This is a genomic window from Blautia sp. CGZ-1-C1 (assembly GCF_056504575.1).
In genome coordinates this window covers 1-22,393 of record NZ_JBWLUT010000018.1, presented here as the reverse complement: position 1 = coordinate 22,393, position 22,393 = coordinate 1, and the positions used below count along the sequence as shown (strand labels likewise).

Below are 22,393 nucleotides of genomic sequence, written 5' to 3'. Positions count from 1 at the left end.
GGACTAATGAAATGAATTTATGTCATAATCGTTATGGAAAAAACGCTGAATATATGGTAAAATGTCAACAACGACTTGAATTTGTGCGTATTTACAGGATATGAATCCATATGTCTTTATATCAATAATATCCCCAGTCAAAGAAAATAAAAAAGGAATGGTGCAAATGCCAAATGTAAAATATACTGACAGCGCTACTTTTCGCTGTCTTGAAAATCTGAAAGAGGGTTCCCTTGATATCAGTCTGATCCATACGGGCAAAGAGCACTGCCCACCCGGACATATCTGTTCCATGCCAAGAGACGAGTTTATCATCCATTTTGTACTGGACGGTACCGGATTTTATTCTGCCGGAGGTCAGACCTGGAGCCTTACTCCCGGACAGATGTTTGTAATTTATCCAAATGAACCAATCACATACGGAGCTGATGAAACCCATCCCTGGACTTATGCCTGGATCGGTTTTCGTGGAATCCGTGCTCACTCAATGGTAAGAGAATGTGGATTTTCCAAAAATCAATTAGTGCTTCCTGCACCGAATCAGAAAATAATTCTGAAGCACATTGATTATATGCTGGATCATAAGCAGCTTTCCAAAGCCAATGATCTGAAGCGTCAGGCTTATCTGATTCTGCTGTTAGCCGAGCTTGTCGACTTTCATGAAAAGCAGTCTGCCCAAAGCAGAAAAAATGCCAAATATGCCTACAGCACCAGTGTTTACGCGGAACTTGCCATTGAATATATTAAAGATATGTATCAAAAGGGAATCGGGATTTCTGATATTGCAGATAATATCGGAATCAGCCGCGCCTATCTGAACAGTTCCTTTCAGAAAGAGCTTGGAATATCCGCACAGACCTTCCTCATTGATTATAAGATGCATAAAGCAGCCAGTCTTCTGGTCAGCACCAGTTTGTCTATAAAAGAGGTTTCCAATTCTGTAGGATATGAAGACCAGTTGGTTTTTTCCAAGGCTTTTAAAAAGAAATTCGGAATGAGTCCCAAAAACTATAAGACGCTTAAAGAAACCATCGATAAATATGACGAAAAACAATAAGCAGGCAAATGATCAGATCATTTGCCTGCTTTTCACTTTTTACTTTGCAGTTAAAACATAAATCCTGGATTCATAGTCTGTGCATGGTTCATCTTCACTTGTGGGTTCACCTGCTGTACAATCTGTGGTAAGCAGTCCCAGATTCATCAGCTCATCCCCGTAGTTTTCTGTTCCATTATACTCATTTCTGTAGATAAAATCCGGATCCAGTCCCTGAAGCCGTACTCTGGTAAAATCTGCGTTTACTACATTTCTTTCCCTGTACCAGAACACCAGCGCTGTTTTTTTGTCCTCGCTGACGGTCATCCACACAGTTTCATTGCCCTCAAAAGGACTCTTCAGTCTGTAAAAAGTTCCAAACTGAATCAGTTCTCTGTATTCTTTCATAAAAGTGATCTGCTGTTTTACTTCACTGATTTCCTCATCAGACAGTTTATTCAGATCCAGCTCATATCCGAAAGTTCCAAAATAAGCTACATTTGCTCTCGTATGTAACGGAGTTTTGCGGTTTAACTGATGGTTTGGTACTACAGATACATGACTTCCCATGGAACTTACCGGATAACACATACTTGTGCCATACTGGATTTTCACACGCTCTGCCGCATCTGTATCATCGCTTGTCCATCCCTGTGGCGCATAATAAAGGATTCCCGGGTCAAAACGCCCGCCGCCGCTTGCGCAGGACTCAAAGAGGATCTGAGGAAATGCAGTATTTAACCGCTCATACAGATCATAAACTCCGAGAATATATCTGTGAAATACTTCTCCCTGACGGTCTGCAGGAAGTGCAGCCGAATAACATTCCGTGATACTTCTGTTCATATCCCATTTGATGTAGGAAACCTTCGCTTCTGAGAGAATTTTATACATCATCTCATAAATACAGTCCACTACTTCTTTTCTGGAAAAATCCAACACATACTGATTTCTGCCATGACAGGAATGCCTCTGCGGTGTCTGCAGAATCCAGTCCGGATGTGCACGATAAAGATCTGAATCCTTGTTCACCATCTCCGGCTCAAACCACAGACCAAATTTCATACCCATCTCTTCAATCCTGTCTGCGATTCCCTTGATTCCCTGCGGAAGACGCTCTCTGTTTGCTACCCAGTCACCAAGTCCTGCATAATCGTTGCTTCGTGCACCGAACCATCCGTCATCCAGTACAAATAATTCAACGCCGCATTCCTTTGCCTTTGCTGCGATTTCCACCAAACGGTCCTCTGTAAAATCAAAATAAGTAGCTTCCCAGTTATTGTTAAGGATTGGTCTTGGACGGTCTCTCCAGTAACCTCTTGCCAGTCTCTTCTGATATAATTTATGGAAGGTCTGGCTCATTCCATTCAGACCCTTATCAGAAAATACTATTACTGCTTCCGGAGTCTGAAAGTTCTCACCACAGTCCAGCTTCCAGTCAAAGTTCTGCGGATTGATCCCCACAGTGATGCGGGTTGTATCATGAGTATCCACCTCTGCCTGCATTCTGTGATTTCCACTGTAGATCAGACTGAATCCCATCACTTCTCCTGCATTTTCTGTTGCTGACGGACGTCGGAGCACAATAAAGGGATTATGTTCATGGGAAGAATTTCCTCTGATGCTTCCTACAGACTGGATTCCCTGCTCCAGTCTGCGCTCTTTCACATGACGTTCTCTGGACCATGCACCTGAAAACTGCATCCACACATAATCCTTGTCCGGCAGATCAAGACTAAGGCTCATTGCATTTAACAGATGTACAGGGGATGTTCCTTCATTGATGAATCTGACACTTCTGGTAATGATTCCCCCCTGTGCAAAAATAGTATAAAGCAATTCCAGTACAATTCCTGTTACTTCATCTTTCAGTTTTATACATAAGGTCTGGGCTTCTTCGTCATTCTCTGTATAAGTAGCCGGAAGTCCTGAAAGCTTTGGCTTTCCATCTGTAACCGTGTGACTGACATAAGTAAATTCCGAGATTCTGCTGCCGTTTTCCTGAAGGATTTCCACTGCCGGATAACGGTAATCAGAGCTTCCATACACCGGATATTCCAGTTTCAGATGCTCCAGCGAAAATTTGCGGTTTCCCTCATAAACACAGGCTGTCATTGGTCGCTGCTTCATCTCAAGAAGATATGAAAAATCTTCTCTGTCATGAATTCTTTTCCCAAAATAGAGATTTCCAATATGTCCATTTGGAAGCACACACATAATATAACTGATTTCATTGTTGTATAAATGGAATGTCTTTGAACTTTCATGAAAAATAATACTCATAACTATCCCCTTTCCGCATCTTTGGTTATTCACTGATAATTCCAGAAAATAATGCAATTCAGATTATATTACTATTTCATATCATTTAAGCAAATACTCTGTCAAGCGGATATTTATTATAATGCCAATGAATTTTCGTCAATTTTTTTCAATTCCTCTTCACTGAAGGATGCGCTGTCCAGCACCTTCAGATTCTCAAGAATCTGCTGTGGACGGGATGCTCCTATAAGCACACTGGTTACAATTCCATCGCGGAGAATCCATTTCAGTGCCATCTGAGCAAGGCTTTCGCCTCTTTCTACTGCAATTGCATTCAGACTGCGAATACTGTTAAGACGTTCCTCACTGAACTGGTCTGCATGGAGAAAACGCCCGTCTGTGTTGACGCGGCTGTCCTTTGGAATTCCATTCAAATAACGGTCTGTGAGCATTCCCTGCGCCAGAGGGCTAAAAGAAATAATTCCCTTTTTCTTTTCTGCTGCTGCCTGTTTCAGACCATTTTTCTCAATCGTTCTGTTAAAAATATTATATGAATTCTGATTAATGATAAACGGACAGTGCAATTCCTCCAGAATATCTGCGGCGCGTTTCATTGTCTCACCATCATAGTTGGAAATTCCAACATACAATGCTTTTCCGCCTCTGACGATCTGTGCTAGAGTCTCCATGGTCTCCTCAAGAGGAGTCTCCGGATCCATTCTATGATGATAGAAGATATCTACATAATCCAGGCCAAGACGTTTCAGGCTCTGGTCAAGACTGGCGATCAGATACTTACGGCTTCCCCAGTTTCCATAAGGTCCCGGCCACATGTCGTAACCGGCCTTTGTGCTGACGATCAGCTCATCTCTGTATGCAGAAAATTCCTCTCTCAGGATTTTTCCAAAATTTGCCTCCGCACTTCCAGGCTGTGGACCATAGTTGTTTGCAAGGTCAAAATGTGTAATTCCATTATCAAATGCTGTGAAGCACATCTGCTTCATATTCTCATAAACACCGGTATCTCCAAAATTATGCCATAAACCCAGAGATAACTCCGGCAGCATCAGCCCACTGGCACCACAGCGGTGGTATTTCATAGCTTCATAACGTTTTTCCTCTGCCTGATGCATAAGATAATTCCTCCCTTTTCGTACAGTATTTCGAATCCGAATATTATTGTTATCATTCTCTATCGAAATAACTGTACCACTCGCTCGTCTACGCAATTAACACAGTTATTTACACAACAATGTACTTGATTTACTCTTTCTCTGTAATGATACATCCTGTTCCACTTATTTTCAACAAATGTTATTAGCATTATTTAAAAAGCCACTTTCTGACTGAAAATGGCTTTTTAAATAAATAAACTATATTAAATTCCTTTAAAGCTAAAGGAGAATTCCATCTTTCCGTCTGTATTCAGCAGATATTCCGGATGGGTATATGCTCCCCAGCTGTCGTCGCCGCCGATTCCCATCTGGCCTTTGGCTATGCGTACTACTGTGTAATGAATCTGCGGGAGTTCGTATGGATGCATGGCATTTTCCATCTCATGCGGAGTGTATGGAAGTGCCGAGAACATCACTGGTTCTCCATCCATCTCGAAGTACATTCCTCTGCCCTTGCGGTCTGTGATCTTTGCCCAGCGTACTTCCTCTTTTGCACCACATTCCTGCGGCACCATGTATCTTGCCATGTTGTCCACAACTTTATTCTGGTAAATGCCGAGTTTTGCACCTTTTTTACGGTCTGCATAGGTTTCAGCTTCTCCCAGTCCATACCACTGAACATTATCATAGTCTGCATTGAACTTAAACATCACGCCAAATTCCGGCATATCGCCAAGTTCTTTTACCGGATCATAAGTTAAAGTTGTCTTCACCTTTCCATCTCCGAATACTTCGTAGGTGAGCTGACACTCACTGGCTGGTGTGGTTGGCATCAGATAAGTAAAAGTTACTTTTACAGAGTGGTCTGTTTCTTCTGCCTGTGGTGAATTGGATGGACCGTATGCACCTTTTCTGTATTCTTTGTGGCTTAAATACATACTGGCGACTTTCCACTGTGCGTAGCGCATCTGCATAAGATTTCCACAGTCATTATCTGTTGGTGCGCGCCAGAAGTTTGGTTTCGGGATTGCTTCGATCATCTCTTTACCCGCATATTTGTAGGAGACCAGCCCACCATTGAGGACGGAGAACATTACTTCAAAGTGCTCGCCGCGGACACCAATATTGTGTGTGCTTCGGATGATCTGCGGCTTCGCAGCTGCTGTTTCTGCTGAAGCATTTTCCTGTACCTTATATACATGCTGTCCAAACGCGATCTCATGACCTGCAGATGCCCACACTTTTTCCTCTTTCAGATGGAAGGAAACAGTAACTGTATATTCTCCGGCTACTTCTGCTGTTTCAAAAGGCAGTTTATATTCTTTCTCGCTCAATGGCTCAACTGCTGTTTCCAGTGCTTCTGTACGGATCACTTTTCCATTCTTTGCAAGTGTTACCTTACAGTCAAAAGTATCTGTGTTTACAAAGAGGTTCTTGTTAATCACTTTTACTGTGTCAGCTGTCACCTCTGCAGTAATATTCTGATAATTGAATTTCACTTCCTGCATCTTTGGAGATGGCTCTCTGTCACCGCCATATGCAATTCCGTTGCCACTGAAATTATAGTCTGTAGGGCGTTCTCCGAAATCACCGCCATATGCCTGGAACTCTTTTCCATAGCGGTCTTTCTTATAAATAGACTGGTCAATGTAATCCCAGATAAATCCACCCTGATATTTGGGCTCTGTATCTGTCAGGTCAGTATATTTGTGCATGGCACCGCAGGAATTTCCCATGGCATGTGTGTATTCACAGCAGATAAACGGTTTGCTGTCATCCTTTGCCAGGAACTCTTTGATTGCTTCTACAGATGGATACATCTGGCTTTCCATATCACTGGTATCATTATAACTACGGTCATGGAAAAGTCCCTCATAATGTACCAGGCGGGTAGGGTCATTCTTACGGAAAAGCTGAGACATTTCATAGATATCTTTTCCGCCAAAAGATTCATTTCCACAAGACCAGATCAGGATTGCCGGATGATTCTTGTCTCTCTGATACATGGAGTTGGCACGGTCAAGCATCATATCCAGCCATTCCGGTTTGTTATGAGGAACAACATGGGTATAATCCTTTGTAAACTCCGCCGTATCCCAGGAACCATGAGATTCCAGATTTGTCTCGTCGATCATATAAATACCATATTCATCACAGAGCTGATAAATTAGTGATGTATCCGGATAATGGCAGGTACGGATGGCATTGATATTATTCTGCTTCATAATGCGAAGATCCTTACGGAGTTCCTCCTCTGAAACATGTCTTCCGCTGACCGAACTGAACTCATGACGGTTTACGCCCTTAAATACGATACGCTTTCCGTTCAGCGTCATGATTCCGTCTTTCATTTCGAAACGTCTGAATCCCACTTTCTGAGGAATCACTTCCTGCAGATTTCCGGCTTCATCGTAAAGTTCTATTGTAAGATCATAAAGCTGCGGATCTTCAGCACTCCAGAATTCCGGGTTGCTGACTTTCCATAAATAGCTGCTCTCTGCGGTTTTACTGCTATTCGTTTTTAATGTATGCGAAATCCCCGGTGTTTCAGTCGCGTCTTCATTTGTATCTTTATTCGCACCTGCATTTCTTTCATCTGCGGCAATTATTTTATCAGTATTTTCTTCCAAAAGTAATTTTCTGTCTTTCAGAATGCATTCGCCATCTTTTTCAAGTTTAAAAGTAATGCTTCCTTTTCCCCATGTTTTTACCTTGATTTCCATATCTGCTGATTCCAGATTTTCTTCCGGAATAGCACGAATCTGAAGGTCATACGCGTGAGTATCCGGCACTGTGTAAAGGTACACATCTCTGTAAATTCCTGAGAATCGGAAGAAATCCTGATCCTCACACCAGCTGCTGGAAGTCCATTTAAATACCTGTGCAGCCAGTTTATTCTGACCTTCTTTCACATAATCTGTCAGTTCAAATTCTGACGGGGTAAAAGAATCTTCACTGTATCCGATAAATGTACCGTTCAGCCAGAGTGCCAATCCACTCTCTGCTCCCTGGAATGAAATAAACAGTCTCTTACCTTTCATATGAGCCGGTACAGTAAAATATTTCACATAGCTTGCCACCGGATTAAATCTCTCCGGAATCTCGCCCGGATGAATTTCCTCGTGTCCTTCCCATGGATACTGAACATTCGCATACTGCGGTGCATCATATCCTTCCATCTGGATATGTGCCGGTACATGAATATCCTCCCAGTCATAACAACAATACTCTTCCTTTTCAAATCCTGGAATCACATTTGCATAATTACGGGCATAATGAAACTTCCACAGACCATTCAGACAGTAACGAAAAGAAGTCCCCTCCCCTTCCTGTAATGCAGCCTGCATCTCTTTTTTATCTTTATAATATACATGATCTGAATGAGCTTCCATTCGGTTATCGCAAAAATACTGCGGATCTTTTACCAGTGAATAATCAAATGTTTTCATCTTGTTCCTCCTGATCTTAATATCTTTAGAATTCCTATTAATTCCTTATCGCTCCTTATAGTTCCGATTATAACATTTCCTTCTTCTATTCGGTTTGCAAATTCGATCATATATTTTTCATTTTCACCCAGCATAAGAATCCAATCCCCATAATAACAAAACCCAATTTCCATAAAATTATGAAAATGCAGATTCTCCACACCTGTCCCATAATTCTGCACCCGACGCTCACCAAGAAGCGGAAAAATAGGACTTCCGGCTGGCATATAGCGTAATACACAAATATATATATCCAGTAACCAGCGCAGAAAAATAGTTTCTTTCATGTGCATTTGCAGGATACTTAGATATTCTTAGGTATCAAAAATCCGCGTTATGAGAAGAAAAGTCCTTTGTCTGAGCGCCAGCGAGTAATCCAGACTTTTCTTCTCATGCTTTTAGCGGATTTTCGATACCTTAGAATATCTTAGTGTCCGAAACCGCACATGAAAGAAACTATTTTTCTGCGCGTCCCTTAATCTAATCTTTCTAATCTTTCTACTCTTCCCACTTATAACACAAAAAGAGCAGGCCAAAACATCCGCCTGCTCTCTCAAACGCCCTAAAACGCTTTATCTCTTCTGTATCCTATTTCCCTTCAGCGTCCTTCTCCGCCATTCTGGAGAACACCATCTCATATCCATCATTTCCATAATTCAATGAACGATTCACACGACTGATCGTTGCAGTGGAAGCTCCGGTCTTCTCGGAAATATCAAGATATGTCCTCTTGTCCATCAACATCTTGGCAACCTCAAAACGCTGTGATAATGAAAGAAGTTCATTAATCGTACATACATCTTCAAAGAAGGTATAGCATTCTTCTTTATCCTTCAGGCATAAAATCGCTTCAAAAAGCTGATCTACAGCCTCTGTTCTGATTTTTTTACTCATTTTTTTGCTCCTTTAGAACTCTACTCTTCAATTCTTCACTGGACGGACATTTGTATTTATAATGTCCATTTCATATTTCTAACAGTGATATTTTACCACGTTAAATCACGAGAAGCAAGCATTTAAGCAGAAAGAAATCTTTAATTTTCAGATTTTTCCTGAAGAATCTCCCCAAGGGTCGAAAATATCGCTTTTGTATCAATTGGTTTCGCTATGTACCCGTTCATTCCGGCCTCATATGCTTTCTTCTTATCTTCATCAAAAACATTCGCAGTCATTGCCACAATCGGAATCTGTGCACGCTTATCAGGCAGGCTTCTGATTTCTTCCGTCGTCCGGTAACCATCCATATTTGGCATCTGAATATCCATCAAGATCATATCATAATAATCTTCCGGCACTTTTTTTAGCATTTCCAGACACTTGATTCCATCCTCTGCCCATTCCACTTTCAGACCTTCCTCTTCCAGTATGGTAATCGCAATCTCTGCATTCAGCTCATTATCCTCTGCAAGCAGAATCCGTTTTCCCATCAGCAATGTCAGAAGCTTCGTGCTCTCCTGCTGCTCCTGCACCGCATTCTTACATTCTTCCTCTGAAACCAGAAATGGAAGAATAATAATTGTCTTTGTACCTACAGTAACCTCACTGCTGACCTCAATCGTTCCACCCATAAGATCTACCAGTGATTTCACAATCGGAAGCCCCAGACCGGTTCCGATAACCTTACTCTCCGTACTGGTATTTTCACGACTGAACTCTTCAAAAATATGTGGCAGATACTCCTTACTCATCCCTATACCGGTATCTTCTATAGTAAATCTGTAAAAAGACACCTTTTTCTCTGCATCATGTCCCTCTTCGGTAATATCTACAGTAACTGATCCGCCTTCCGGTGTATACTTGATGGAATTACTGATAACATTCAGCAGAATCTCCCGTAATTTCGTCTTATCACAATGCACATAGGGATTCTCTACTTTCAGGTTACAGGTATATTGCAGTTTTTTTTCCTCAATCGAAGGCTCAAAAACATCATTCAGCGTATTCACAAGATTTTTCAGATCACCTGTCTCTGTTTTAAGCGTAGCCTTACCACTCTCAATCCTTGCCATCTCAAGAACATAATTAATCAAAGACAGCAAAAACGAACTGGAATGCTTGATCTTACTAATATAATCAATCACCCTTTTCTTATCATCCAGGTGCTTTTCCAGAAGATCTGCAAACCCTATGATTGCATTCATCGGTGTACGGATATCATGGCTCATATAAAACAGAAAACGTGTCTTTGCCTCATTTGCCATTCTTGCCTCTATTGCCGCTTTTTCCAGTTCTTCTTCATGCAGAATATCTTTATACCGCCTCATTTTGTACTGCCAGTATCCAACAGAAGCCATCACTGCCAGTGCAATTGAAATAATGACGCCAAACACTTTCTGTGAAACTGTGATCCATCCATTCTCCGGTACAATTTCGAAATACCAGGTATCATTCGGAACACTGCAGGCAACCTCAAGTGAATTATTCAAATTTGAATTCTCACTTTCGTCAATTATGATTTTCTCACCTGTATAGAGGTCTTTCTTCCAGATCTGATAACCATATCCCGCTTCTTCCAGCTTCTCCAGTTCCACTTCCTGAATAAAATTATCCCAGTTCATTACCAGAATAGAAAATCCCCAGAACTTCTCTTCCCCATTCTGATCCATAATATAAGCCGGGTCAAAAAGAAGCGCCCCGGTTCCGCCCTGCACCAGCTCATACGGTCCTGCAATCGTATATTCACCACTTAGCCTTGCAAGTCTCGCTTCCTTTTTTCTCGCAGGATTCTGAAGCGTATCAAGACCCATGGCTGCTTCATTTCCCTCCATCGGATAAATTCGCGATACAACTCCATCCTCTGCCAGTTCCCTGGCCTCTATCACGTCCTCATCCTCCTGCATCAGCTCTGCCAATTTGTCAAACTGTTCGTTATCTATATCATATTCCTTTTCCACGATCTGCTTCATCAGATCCGATTCCGCAAGATATTTGCTCAGCTGAGATTCCACCCGGCTTACAGTAGACTCCGCTGTATAAGTAGCTTTTAACTTCTCCCGCCTCTCCTGGCTCTGATTAATTATCCAGATCACACACCAGACAGCCAGAAATATAAAAATAAAGACCAATGTCGTCTTTAATCGTATATATTTCCGTTTCATTTTCCTTTTTTGATCCATCAAAAAATCCTCATCGTTTGAGTTTTCTTTCTTATACTATAGTCTCAATTCATAGTAGCACAAATTTCCAGTTGTCTCAACCTAAAATCAGGTTACTGTTCATTCCATTCACAATATTAACCTAAAATTTCTATAGTTACACAAAACAAATCTCCCATCAGGCAACACCATCTCCTCACCTTACGGTATAACTGCTGCTCTCCATAAGGAAAACTACTTCACATCCTATCGTCAAAATCTGCGATTCACATACTCCTTAATCGCATCCGCAGACCGGTTAAGCACCAGCTCCTCCGGGAAATCCAGCTTCGTAAGAAGCTTCCTCGCCAGATCAAACTCCCCGATCAGCAGATCAAAATGCGCATCACTATCCATCACAACCGGCACCTGATACTTCTTACACAGATTCAACATCACCGTATCATTCTCCACCGCATTCTCACGATTACAATCCGGATCCAGCGAATGATTATTCAACTCCAGAACCTTCCCATACTCCTTCGCACCCTGCACAAGCGCCTCATAATCAATCTCATATCTCCCATCATCCGGATGCCCGATAATATTCACATACGGATTCTTCATCACATTCAGATACCCTTCTGTATTCTCCAGCTTAGAAGCCGGCTTCATACAAGGAATATGCAGACTCGCAACCACCACATCCATCTTCGAAAGTGTCCGCTCCGACAGATCCACAGACCCCTGCGCATCCAGAATATTCACCTCAGACCCCAAAAGCAGCTGAATCCCATACATCTCCCTCGGCACAACCTTAAGATTATCAAAATAATACTTATGACAAGTCCCCGGCATCATCGGCGCATGCTCCGTAATCCCAAGCACCTCAAGCCCCTTCTCCGAAGCCGCCTTCGCCATCTCCCTCAACGAACAATACGCATGCCCGCTAGCCACCGTATGTGTATGCAAATCCAACACAGAATTATATCTCATAATACCTCTCTCCTCATTCGTACAAATATTTCACTTCATTATACGTCCATCCCCTTACATTCCACAAGTAAATTTTATTTTACATCTCAAGTTTAAAATCTCCCACCAGACGAAAAAAACAGAGCCCACAATCTCGCAAGCCCTGCAATTTCTCTCCCAGGAGGAAGAATACCATATTATTTTACGATAAAGGATTTTCTCTTACTTACAACATCAAAGATAACCGCTGCCAAAAGAACAAGACCTTTAACAACCTTCTGAATATTCTGGTCAATACCCATAATACTCATACCCAAGTTCAAAACACCCATCAAAAGAGCACCAATAATAACTCCCGGAACAGTACCAGTTCCACCATAAGCAGAAGCACCACCAATGAAACAGGAACCAATCGCATCCATCTCGAAGTTCGTACCAGCCTGAGGGTTAGCAGAATTCAGACGAGCCATAGTAACCATACCTGCGATAGCAGCCAGAAGACCCATATTCAGGTAAGCCAGAAAATAAACCTTATTTGTATTAATACCAGAAAGCTTAGTAGCCTTCTCATTACCACCAACTGCATAGAAATAACGACCTGTAGTAGTCTTAGAAGCAATATATGTATAAATTGCAATGATAACTACTACCCAAACCAGAGAGTTCGGAATACCTTTATACTGTGCCAGACGGAACATAAATGCAAGGATAACTGCACAGATCAGGACCATCTTAATCGCTGCGCCACCAAAAGCCTCTACACTATAACCTTTCTTAGCACGATCTGCACGGTTTTTCAGTACAAGTAAAACATAAACAACACAAACGATAATACCAACCACGAAACATGTAACATTAAATCCTTCTTTTCCAAAAGGATCCGGAATGTAATTGTTAAACAGTGCCAGATAAGAATCAGGCATTGGTGCCAGTGTCTGGCCCTGAAGAACTACGTTTGAAAGACCTCTGAATGCAAGCATACCTGCCAGAGTTACGATAAACGGAGGAATTCGTACATAAGCAATCCAGAATCCCTGCCAAGCACCGATCGCAATACCTGTAATCAGCATAACCAGCATTGTAAGATATGGATTCATGTTGTTAAGAACCATCATCTTACCACCAACTGCTGCTACGAAACATACAACAGAACCAACAGAAAGGTCGATGTTACCACCAGTTAAAATACAGAACAACATACCAGTTGCAAGGATAAATACATAAGCATTCTGTGCTACAAGGTTGTTAACGTTCTGAGGAAGAAGCATAACACCTTTAGTGTTTGCCGTAAACATGATGACTACCAGAACAAGCACGATCACCATGGTATATTTCTTTAATATCTCTGAAAAACTAAGCTTTTTCTCCATCTTCTTTACGCTCCTTTTCCTGATTTTACGATCTTGGACATGATCAGCTCGGAGGTTGCCTCTTCTTTGCTGACTTCACCGACGAACTTGCCCTCATTCATGATATAGATTCTGTCTGACATTCCAAGAACTTCCGGAAGTTCAGAAGAAATCATGATAACAGATTTTCCTGCTGCTACCAGATCGTTAATAATACAGTAAATTTCGTATTTTGCACCTACGTCGATACCACGGGTAGGCTCATCCAGAATCAGAATATCCGGTTCTGCAAACATCCACTTCGCAAGAAGGACTTTCTGCTGGTTTCCACCACTTAAGTTACCTACATTCTGCTCTACAGACGGACATTTTGTTTTCAGTTTCTTTCTGTATTCCTCAGCTATCGCATACTCTTTATCTGCATCGATAACCTGTCCATTGCTGATTCCCTTCATATTTGCAAGGGATGTATTCATTTTGATGGATTTGGAAAGGATCAGTCCGTTTCCTTTTCTGTCCTCTGTAACATAAGCAAGTTTATTATCGATTGCTTCCTGTACAGTATCCAGTTTCACTTCTTTTCCGTTGATAAACACCTGACCGGAAATTTTGGTTCCGTAGCTCTTTCCGAAGATACTCATCGCAAGCTCTGTACGTCCTGCACCCATCAGTCCGGAAATACCTACTACTTCTCCTTTATGAATCTTAAATGATACATTATCTACCACTTTTCGCTCTGAGTACAGTGGATGGTAAACAGTCCAGTTCTTTACTTCCATGGAAACGTCTCCTATCTTTACGTCAGGACGTCTCGGGAAACGGTCTGTCATCTCACGGCCAACCATACCCTGAATGATACGCTGCTCTGAGAAGTCATCTTTCTTCTTATCCAGAGTTTCAATCGTAGAACCGTCACGGATAACGGTAATCTTATCTGCAACGTATGAAATTTCATTTAATTTGTGAGAAATGATGATAGATGTCATTCCCTGTTTCTTAAATTTCAGCAACAGATCCAGCAATGCCTTGGAGTCATCCTCATTTAAGGAGGCTGTCGGTTCATCCAGAATCAGAAGTTTGGCATTCTTTGCCAGCGCCTTTGCAATCTCTACCAGCTGCTGCTTACCTACACCAATATCCTTGATCAAAGTTCTGGAGGACTCCTCCAGTCCTACTATTTTCAAATATTTATCTGCTTCTCCATAAGTCTCGTTCCAGTTGATGGAGAATGATTTTCCTCTTTCATTGCCCAGGTACATGTTCTCACCAATTGTCATATACGGGATCAGCGCCAGTTCCTGGTGAATGATTACGATTCCTTTTTCTTCGCTGTCTTTAATCGTGTTAAATTTACAGATCTCACCATTATAGATAATATTGCCTTCATAAGTTCCATACGGATAAATACCACTTAATACATTCATCAGTGTAGATTTTCCGGCTCCATTTTCACCTACCAGCGCATGGATCTCGCCTTCTTCTACCTGAAGATTTACATTATCCAGTGCTTTTACACCTGGGAAAGTTTTGGTGATATTTTTCATTTCCAAAAGTATCTTAGCCAACTTCTATTTCCCTCCCTTTTTTATAAAAGAATCCTGCCTGCGGCGGGTTAACTTAGAGCGTGTTTGAAAAATACTTTCTGCATTGCAGAAATGATTTTTCAAACACACTCTGGTAAATACAGGCGGGAATTATCCCCGCCTGTAATATAAAATACTTTTTATTACTGGATCTGATCTTCTGTGTAGTATCCGGAGTCGATCAGCATTTCTTTGTAGTTGTCAACAGTAACAACAACCGGGTCGCAAAGGTATGTTGGGATAACGCCTGTGCCGTTGTCATAGGATTCTGTATCGTTAACTTCTGGTTCTTCACCTTTCATGATAGCGTCAACCATATCAACTACTGCAGATGCAAGAGCACGTGTATCTTTGAATACTGACATAGCCTGTTTTCCAGCTACAAGGTTTTTAACGTTTGGTGTATCACAGTCCTGACCGGTGATGATTGGATATTCTCCTGTGTAGGAAGCTGCAAGAGCATTTTCTACACCAAGTGCTGTAGAGTCGTTGGAGCAGAGAACTGCGTCAAGGTTTGTTCCGTCTGAGTAGTTACCAGCGATGATTGTATCCATTCTGTCCTGAGCTTTTGCACTGTCCCAGTTAGCAGTTGCAACCTGCTCGAACTCTGTCTGACCGGATTTAACTACCAGTTTGCCTTCATCGATGTATTTCTGAAGTACATCCATTGCTCCGCCGAAGAAGAAGTTACAGTTGTTATCACCAGGATCACCTGTGAATAATTCGATATTGAATGGTCCGTCCTGATTGTCAAGATCAAGTGCATCTACTAAGTATTCGCCCTGTTTCTGACCTACTTTGTAGTTATCAAATGTTGCATAGTAGGAAACTGCGTCTGAGTTCATAAGCAGACGGTCATAGGAGATAACCGGGATTCCTGCTTCTTTTGCCTGTTTCAGTGGCTCGCCAAGGCTGCTTCCGTCGATAGATGCTACAACCAGAAGGTCACATCCGTTTGCTACCTGGTTCTCAAGCTGTGAAACCTGTGTGCTTACGTCGTTGGATGCATACTGAAGGTCTACTTCATAGCCAGCTGCTTCCAGCTCTTTCTTCATGTTCTCGCCATCCTGATTCCATCTCTGAAGGTCCTTGGTAGGCATTGTAACACCGATCAGTTTCTTGTCATCCGCTTTAACAGCTACACCCGGGATGACTACCATTCCAGCTACCATTGATGCGCAAAGGATTGCAGATACCAGTTTCTTTTTCATTGTAAAAACCTCCGTTTCTTTTTTTACGTTTCTCACGTTTTCTTGATGATGTTACTATAGCACACAGAAGTCTGGACTTGGTTGGCAAGAAACAAGACATTTTAAGAAAAATAAAAAATGCCCTGCATAGAACAGGACATTTTTGTTACAAAAAAGTGCTAGAAGGAAGTAGCTGATTTACGCAGTAAATCCGCGGATTCCGAATGTTTGCAGAATTGCGGGAGTTGCCTAGCAGCGGAGCAATTTGTCAGTATCGTAACTCCCCCAAAACCTCAGCTATAATCCGCATTCAGATAAACTTCGTCTCTTCGGTGAAAACCACCGTCAATGATTACTTTGTCTATATTCTCTTTTGTCACCGCAATTGGTTCAAGGATTCTGGACGGTACATCATAAGTTCCGTCGTTTACAGTCTCTGTCACGCCTTCCAGCTCGGAAGGGTCTTTGCCGCTTCCGATCTCCACCGCATATTTCGCAGCTTCTCTTGCAAGATCTTCGATTGGCTTAAATGCAGTCATGTACTGCGTTCCCTCTACGATTCTCTGGCAGGCAGCCAGATCTCCATCCTGTCCCACGACAATTACATCTCCCGCCATCTGGTTCTCTGCAAGTACCTCCACGACCTGACTGGCAATGTCATCATTTCCACACATGATGCCTTTGACATGCGGATATTTCTCCAGTGCTTCTTCCATATATCCTTCCGCCAGTTCTGCCATCCAGCCTTCACAATTTGCTTCATAAACGACATTAAGATCTGAATTCTTCAGCACATCATCAAAACCTTTCTTGAGCATGTGGACATTATTGTCCGTGGAAGATCCCTGGATCATAAAAATATCTCCACCCTGAGGAATCGCATCGATCAATGCCTGTGCCATAATTTCGCCTACCTTGCGGTTATCAAAGGATATATAAAGATTCGTATTCGAGTTGTTAATCATTCTGTCATAAGAAATAACAGGGATTCCTGCATTCTGGGCTTTCTGTATCACGTCTGAAAGAGCGCCACAGTCCCTGGCAATCACCACGATCACATCCACCTGTTTGCTGATAAAATATTCAATCTGGCTGATCTGTTCTTTAGCATCTGCCCCTGCATCCTGCACATTTACGTCCGCCCCCATTTCTCTGGCAGTCGCCACAAAAACGTCTCTGTCGCGGATCCATCTTTCGATGACAAAAGAATCCACTGTAAGTCCGATCTGTATCTTATCGTCTTCTTTCTTAGCAGACGCTGTCTTTTCCTGTTCACTTTGTGTTTCCTCTGTAGAAGAACCACATCCGCCTAGAATCAATGCTCCTATACCAATCAGTAGTGCCCCCAAAAATATCCTCTTTACAGCACCCTTCTTTTCTGATTTTTTCTTCTTATCTGTTATATGTCCCTTCATCAGCCTAACCTCTCTCTGAACTCACTCGGTGTCACACCCTCATATTTCTTAAAGATCCTGCTGAAATAATTCGGGTCACTATATCCGGACTGTGCACATATCTCTTTAATAGACAGCTGAGAATCCTGCAAAAGCTCTCTGGCATTTTTCAGTCGTATTTCTGTCAGATGTTCAATAAAGTTCTTACCTGTCTCCTGCTTAAATAATTTACTGAAATAATAAGGACTGATATCCACTTCTCTTGAAACATCATCCAGTGAAATATCCTTGCGGAAGTTTTCATCGATATATTCTTTTGCCCTGTCTATAACACTAACTGCCTCTTTCTCCTTAGAATCCTCCATCTTTGCACCGATTTCTCTTGTTTTGTCCAGAAACCAGTTTCTCAGACTTTCCATGTTCGGGCATGCCTGGAGTTCCCTGATATATCCGCGTCTGTCATTAATATTATATTTCATGGTTCCTGCAAAGAAAGCCCTGCGTTCCGCATCCATTACCAGCTCCAGAATCTTAATCTCCACATCCTCTCTGGAAACGGCAGATTGTCCCTCCATCCATTCAAAAAATTCATTTGCACAGTTAAGAGCACCTGCTACATCCTTCTCCAGAATTCGTTTCTGATATCTGCTCTCCAAATCCCTTGGATATTCTCCCTCATATTTCTGTGCTACCGGCACATCCTCGATATGCACCACATGGCTGGTACTCTCTCTGAGTGCAACTACTGCCTCCTGGAAAGATTCCTTTACGCTTCCCAGTTCTTTGACTCTTCCGATTCCACAACGAAACATACTGTCGATTCTGTTCTCAAATTTATGTACCATGTTTCTGGCCCTTGTAACAATGGCAACTCTCTCCTCGTAATCCTCTTTCTCTTCTTCATATGGAACCAGAAGTACGATTCTGTTACCCATGATCGGACCTACCAGACATTCAAAGAAATCCTGAGCGATCTCGCGGAAAGTAGAGTAGAATTTATTTGCCCTGACACTTGCTCCTACTGCGTTGCTCAACACTCCATTCTCCAGAGAATCGCCAAATTCTACAACCATCATGTAGCCATATTTCTGCTGAATATCCAGAAGCTGTGTATAATTATCCTGATACGTGACAAAATCATCCTGCAACAGAATATTATTGATATAACCACTTTCTATCATAGGTACGACTGTCTCAAGTTTTTCTCTGATACGAAGATCATCACTTCTTTTTTGGCGCGTCTGGTCTACCTTTGCCATCATTTTTGCACAGGTCTCCAGGATTACCTTTTTATTTACAGGTTTGGTAAGAAATTCCTGTACTCCCAGACTCAGCGCCTCTTTTGCATAATTGAATTTATCATAGGCCGTTATGATCACAAAGACTGCGGAACTGTTGAACTTCTTAATTTCTTTGATTGCCTGAATGCCACTGATTCCTGGCATCTGTATATCCATGAAGCAGATATCCGGCGGATATGCCTGTGCCATCTCCACCACGACTCTGCCTGACTTTGCACAGTGAATCTCACATTCATTTCCATATTCAGATTCAATGATTTTCTTTAACGACTCCAGCATGATACCTTCATCATCTGCTAACAAAATTCTGTACATTGCTTCTCTCCCCAAAATTATATTTTCGCCATACATTCATGCAAGTATACCACCATTCTCCTATCAGACCGGTATATAAATCACAACTTCTGTTCCTTTATTTTCCCCGTCACTGTTGATTTCCACAAGCCCCGGTTCTTCATAATAAAGTTCCAGCCGGCTGATTACATTGTTCATACCGATTCCGGTGGAATCGCTCTGCTCATTACAGTGCTCTTTATTTCCGGACAGAACACTTTCTATCTGCTCCGGTGTCATTCCTTTTCCATTATCTTTCACACTGATTCGGATATAATCCGCATCTCCGGTAACTGTCAGGTGGATTTTCCCCTCCCACTCAATATCCCGGATTCCATGATTTACCGCATTCTCCACGACCGGCTGTAAAATCATACTTGGGACACGTACATTCTCCAGTGATTCATCTACATCTTTGTTGAAATGAATATCCCCAGCAAACCGGACATTCAGAATGTAAATATAATTATCAACAGCTTCCAGTTCCTCTCCCAGAGTAGCATCCTCCTGTCCTTTCTTGACATTATAGCGGAAAAAGTCTGCCATTTTTTCAACGAAGATTCCTGTCTGCTCCGCATCCTCCATCATAGCAAGCTGAGCACCAGCATTCAGAGAATTAAACAGGAAATGTGGATTGATCTGTGACTGAAGATATTTTAGCTGAGCCTCTTTGAGGTGGTTTTCCATAAGAAGCTCTCTCTCCATCATCTGCTGCTCTTTCTCCATACTTGCCTTCGTTCTTGTTATATACAGATCCAGATTCTCAACCATGGTGTTAAAAGCCCTTGTTACCATTCCAAGTTCATCCTGTGCATCTGTATCATGCATTTTTACATGGAAATTTCCCTGACCTACCAGCTGTGCGGTCTCGGCCATATTTGAAAGAGGAACAAACATCTTTCTGGTCACCTGGAAAAGCAGAACCATTCCGCCTGCTACGATTCCAAGCATAATGATCGTATTGCTGACTTCCAGATAGCGCATTACAGCACGCAACACAGAATATGTATTGGAATTCTCCTGAAACATCAGATTATTCAGTTCCTCGATGGAGGACTGTATGTAACTGTAAAGCTTTGTTGTCTCATCATATTTTCGCTTATACTTCTCCACATTCCTGCCTCGTTTGGCCGCAACAGTCTCGGCTGTGCAGTCCAAATAAGTCTCTGACATTTTTCTGATATTTCGTTCCAGCAGTTTCACAGAATCATCTATATTCTCCTCATTAAGCTTCTCAAGCTGATCTCTGTACTTCGCTTCATTCTGATAGTAGTCCAGAAGCGCCTGAGAACTTTTTACCTTAAGATAACTATACATATTATCCTGTACTTTCTCAAAAATCTGTGAAAGTTCTGTAAGCTCTGTATTGCTGGCATAAACATTATCCATCCTCTGCATAGAATTATTGATTCGTGCATAGAAGAGCATATTCATAGAAAAAAGAAGAATCGCGATCATTCCCACTTCTATAATGATCTTACTGACCAGAGAAAAATCTCTCCATCGTATCTGTTTCATTTCGGCTGTACCTCCCTTCTCATTGCACGTACTGCCTCTCTGTCCAGGAAGTTAATATCTACGTTGTAATAAGAATTCGTTCTTCCATCCTTCTGATATTCTGTAAGAGCTTCAATACTATATCTGCCAAGCTGTTCCGTATCCACGTCACAGGTAACTGAAATTACACCTTTTTCCACTGCTGTCAGAATATCATCGGAACTATAATAACCTATGATCGTAACCTTTCCCGCAAGATTAAAGTCAAGGACTGCCTGACGTGCACATTCGGTAGTATCTTCATCCATGCATACCAGAATATCCGGCACTTTATCTTTCTGCTGAAAAATATCTGTGACTGCTTCTTCTGTCTCAAAAATTCCCGTTGAAAGCAAATTCTTTCCTGTTACCTGAATACTTTGTGAGTCACCGGCTTTAGCCTGAGCTGCATTGCTGATCTGAGTATAGATCTGACTCTGATTCATATCGTCGATGTTCTTTTTCAACAGAATCAGGATACTTTCTGTATCTTTTGTCACATATTCTGCTACTTTTTCCCCATAGGCACTTCCCAGCTGATAATCACTCACACCGACGAAACTCTGGCGTTTACTGTGAACTGCGTCTCCCATGACAGTGACAACAGGAATTCCTTTCTGAACCGCTTCGTTGATCTTTGTCTTCCAGCGCCCTGTTCTCCATTATATTGCAGAATAATTCCATCTACGCTGGAGGCGATGCTCATGTTCATATAATCCAGCTCTGTGTAGTCATTGTCATTGCTGCTTTCCTGAAGTTCAAGAATTGCATCATTCTTCTTCGCCCATTCCTGCGCGCAGCCATAAACAGCCTGCCAGAATGAAGAGTCCGGACCGATCCACGACTCATGTCATATTTGTATCTGTATACTTCGCTGTTTGCTTCCTCCTGATTGCTTTTACAAGTCAGCCCTTCATAGTAGGATTCTCCCGTTATGTAAAAAACCACCAGAATGCCTGCCAACACAAGGAATATGATTAGATTTGTCTGTTTCTTTTTCATTTCATTCTCCATCAACTATCTAAGTATATTTTTCTACAGCCGGTCATATCATTACCGTTCCTGTAAAACCAAACTGTATTTATTATACAATAAATCGGTATGTTTTGCTTTCTTTTTTTTCATATAATACAGTGTATTGCCTACCATTTCCTAATTATTCAATGGAGAGATTATAAAAATGATATCAAATAAAATCGCTTCTAAAACTAAATACCGATGTCTTATCCCCTTATGTGTTCTTTTACTTTTTGCGTTCTTTTTCGCTGATACAGACAGACGCATCCAAACCCTCACCACAATCGCAGGCCCCGGTATGCTTTCTCTGGTAAATCAGTCACTTACCTCTGCCGACCAGAATGCAGCCGCAGTTTCCAAATATTTTTCTCCGGAAGTCTCCAACACACTTCCATCAAAAGAAGCTCCAAGAATCGCCCTTACCTTCGATGACGGGCCAAATTCCAAGTATACGCCCCTTCTCCTGGATGGTCTGAGAGAAAGAAAAGTTCATGCATCTTTTTTTCTGATTGGGGAAAATATTGAAGGGAATGAAGATATCCTTCAGCAGATGCGGCGCGATGGTCACCTGATTGGAAATCACACCTGGGACCATGTACAACTTAATAAAATACCAACTCAGAAAGCTCGCATAGAAATTGAAAAAACAAATAATCGTATCTATGAAGCCACAGGTGTTTATCCCTCCTATGTGCGCCCTCCATTTGGTGCATGGCTCAAAGATATGGAGCTGTCTTTGT

Annotated in this window: 17 protein-coding genes; 2 read left to right on the top strand and 15 right to left on the bottom strand. The window is 41.9% G+C overall.

The genetic code is table 11. The annotated features are described in order from the left end of the window. Positions 1 to 166: 166 nt before the first annotated feature. Positions 167 to 1,057, top strand: a complete 891-nt coding sequence (locus tag AC058W_RS01040; protein ID WP_118609332.1) for an AraC family transcriptional regulator — start codon at positions 167 to 169, stop codon at positions 1,055 to 1,057. 39 nt (positions 1,058 to 1,096) lie between these two features. Here AC058W_RS01040 and AC058W_RS01035 read toward each other — a convergent pair whose 3' ends face one another. The 15 genes from AC058W_RS01035 to AC058W_RS00965 all read right to left on the bottom strand — a co-directional run bounded on the left by AC058W_RS01035 (position 1,097) and on the right by AC058W_RS00965 (position 21,638). Beyond that, the gene (locus AC058W_RS01035; RefSeq protein WP_117674406.1) at positions 1,097 to 3,319 is read right to left on the bottom strand and encodes an alpha-galactosidase; all 2,223 of its coding nucleotides are present in this window, start codon (positions 3,317 to 3,319) and stop codon (positions 1,097 to 1,099) included. A 116-nt stretch (positions 3,320 to 3,435) separates the two neighbouring features. Beyond that, positions 3,436 to 4,431: an L-glyceraldehyde 3-phosphate reductase gene (gene mgrA, locus AC058W_RS01030; protein WP_479389577.1), complete on the bottom strand. Its 996-nt coding sequence runs from the start codon at positions 4,429 to 4,431 to the stop codon at positions 3,436 to 3,438. A 245-nt stretch (positions 4,432 to 4,676) separates the two neighbouring features. Continuing rightward, positions 4,677 to 7,862, bottom strand: coding sequence for a beta-galactosidase, LacZ type (gene lacZ, locus AC058W_RS01025; protein ID WP_117674404.1), 3,186 nt, complete (start codon positions 7,860 to 7,862; stop codon positions 4,677 to 4,679). Further along, entirely contained in the window at positions 7,859 to 8,188 is a 330-nt protein-coding gene (locus tag AC058W_RS01020) for a hypothetical protein (RefSeq protein ID WP_243100914.1), read from the bottom strand. The genes lacZ and AC058W_RS01020 overlap by 4 nt, the downstream gene beginning before the upstream one ends. A gap of 301 nt (positions 8,189 to 8,489) precedes the next feature. Continuing rightward, on the bottom strand, positions 8,490 to 8,795 hold the full coding sequence (locus tag AC058W_RS01015; RefSeq protein ID WP_117674403.1) for a YerC/YecD family TrpR-related protein: 306 nt from the start codon (positions 8,793 to 8,795) through the stop codon (positions 8,490 to 8,492). Between the two features lie 140 nt (positions 8,796 to 8,935). Then, positions 8,936 to 11,017, bottom strand: coding sequence for an ATP-binding protein (locus tag AC058W_RS01010; RefSeq protein ID WP_118590472.1), 2,082 nt, complete (start codon positions 11,015 to 11,017; stop codon positions 8,936 to 8,938). 231 nt (positions 11,018 to 11,248) lie between these two features. Next, positions 11,249 to 11,971 (bottom strand): phosphatase, encoded by a 723-nt coding sequence (locus AC058W_RS01005; RefSeq protein WP_117674401.1) that lies wholly within the window; start codon positions 11,969 to 11,971, stop codon positions 11,249 to 11,251. A gap of 176 nt (positions 11,972 to 12,147) precedes the next feature. After that, positions 12,148 to 13,320, bottom strand: a complete 1,173-nt coding sequence (gene mmsB / locus AC058W_RS01000) for a multiple monosaccharide ABC transporter permease (protein ID WP_117674400.1) — start codon at positions 13,318 to 13,320, stop codon at positions 12,148 to 12,150. A gap of 5 nt (positions 13,321 to 13,325) precedes the next feature. Then, complete coding sequence (mmsA, locus tag AC058W_RS00995) at positions 13,326 to 14,864, bottom strand: multiple monosaccharide ABC transporter ATP-binding protein (RefSeq protein ID WP_117674399.1); 1,539 nt, start codon at positions 14,862 to 14,864, stop codon at positions 13,326 to 13,328. A 161-nt stretch (positions 14,865 to 15,025) separates the two neighbouring features. Further along, positions 15,026 to 16,042 carry a multiple monosaccharide ABC transporter substrate-binding protein gene (chvE, locus tag AC058W_RS00990; RefSeq protein ID WP_442860610.1) on the bottom strand — a complete coding sequence of 339 codons (1,017 nt, stop codon included), beginning with the start codon at positions 16,040 to 16,042 and terminating at the stop codon, positions 15,026 to 15,028. A gap of 323 nt (positions 16,043 to 16,365) precedes the next feature. Continuing rightward, positions 16,366 to 17,487 (bottom strand): sugar ABC transporter substrate-binding protein, encoded by a 1,122-nt coding sequence (locus AC058W_RS00985; RefSeq protein ID WP_118590474.1) that lies wholly within the window; start codon positions 17,485 to 17,487, stop codon positions 16,366 to 16,368. Beyond that, complete coding sequence (locus AC058W_RS00980) at positions 17,487 to 19,082, bottom strand: helix-turn-helix domain-containing protein (RefSeq protein WP_117674484.1); 1,596 nt, start codon at positions 19,080 to 19,082, stop codon at positions 17,487 to 17,489. The genes AC058W_RS00985 and AC058W_RS00980 overlap by 1 nt, the downstream gene beginning before the upstream one ends. A 63-nt stretch (positions 19,083 to 19,145) precedes the next feature. Then, a complete protein-coding gene (locus AC058W_RS00975; protein ID WP_117674396.1) occupies positions 19,146 to 20,618 on the bottom strand; it encodes a sensor histidine kinase in 1,473 nt (490 codons plus the stop codon). Further along, entirely contained in the window at positions 20,615 to 21,229 is a 615-nt protein-coding gene (locus AC058W_RS00970) for a substrate-binding domain-containing protein (RefSeq protein WP_479389576.1), read from the bottom strand. Before AC058W_RS00970 ends, AC058W_RS00975 begins: the two co-directional genes overlap by 4 nt. Before the next feature lie 115 nt (positions 21,230 to 21,344). After that, positions 21,345 to 21,638 carry a hypothetical protein gene (locus tag AC058W_RS00965; protein ID WP_479389575.1) on the bottom strand — a complete coding sequence of 98 codons (294 nt, stop codon included), beginning with the start codon at positions 21,636 to 21,638 and terminating at the stop codon, positions 21,345 to 21,347. Positions 21,639 to 21,951: 313 nt separating this feature from the next. Between AC058W_RS00965 and AC058W_RS00960 the strand changes: the two genes are divergently transcribed. Continuing rightward, a partial coding sequence (locus AC058W_RS00960; protein ID WP_479389574.1) for a polysaccharide deacetylase family protein occupies positions 21,952 to 22,393 on the top strand: 442 nt, incomplete at its 3' end.

Coding starts and splice junctions, on each gene's coding strand:
- chvE (WP_442860610.1), bottom strand. CDS start 16,042: ATGGTAGTCATCCCGGGTGTAGCTGTTAAAGCGGATGACAAGAAACTG.
- AC058W_RS00975 (WP_117674396.1), bottom strand. CDS start 20,618: ATGAAACAGATACGATGGAGAGATTTTTCTCTGGTCAGTAAGATCATT.
- AC058W_RS01035 (WP_117674406.1), bottom strand. CDS start 3,319: ATGAGTATTATTTTTCATGAAAGTTCAAAGACATTCCATTTATACAAC.
- AC058W_RS01005 (WP_117674401.1), bottom strand. CDS start 11,971: ATGAGATATAATTCTGTGTTGGATTTGCATACACATACGGTGGCTAGC.
- AC058W_RS01040 (WP_118609332.1), top strand. CDS start 167: ATGCCAAATGTAAAATATACTGACAGCGCTACTTTTCGCTGTCTTGAA.
- AC058W_RS01010 (WP_118590472.1), bottom strand. CDS start 11,017: ATGGATCAAAAAAGGAAAATGAAACGGAAATATATACGATTAAAGACG.
- AC058W_RS01020 (WP_243100914.1), bottom strand. CDS start 8,188: ATGAAAGAAACTATTTTTCTGCGCTGGTTACTGGATATATATATTTGT.
- AC058W_RS00985 (WP_118590474.1), bottom strand. CDS start 17,487: ATGAAGGGACATATAACAGATAAGAAGAAAAAATCAGAAAAGAAGGGT.
- mmsB (WP_117674400.1), bottom strand. CDS start 13,320: ATGGAGAAAAAGCTTAGTTTTTCAGAGATATTAAAGAAATATACCATG.
- AC058W_RS00970 (WP_479389576.1), bottom strand. CDS start 21,229: ATGGGAGACGCAGTTCACAGTAAACGCCAGAGTTTCGTCGGTGTGAGT.
- lacZ (WP_117674404.1), bottom strand. CDS start 7,862: ATGAAAACATTTGATTATTCACTGGTAAAAGATCCGCAGTATTTTTGC.
- AC058W_RS01015 (WP_117674403.1), bottom strand. CDS start 8,795: ATGAGTAAAAAAATCAGAACAGAGGCTGTAGATCAGCTTTTTGAAGCG.
- AC058W_RS00965 (WP_479389575.1), bottom strand. CDS start 21,638: ATGAAAAAGAAACAGACAAATCTAATCATATTCCTTGTGTTGGCAGGC.
- AC058W_RS00980 (WP_117674484.1), bottom strand. CDS start 19,082: ATGTACAGAATTTTGTTAGCAGATGATGAAGGTATCATGCTGGAGTCG.
- mgrA (WP_479389577.1), bottom strand. CDS start 4,431: ATGCATCAGGCAGAGGAAAAACGTTATGAAGCTATGAAATACCACCGC.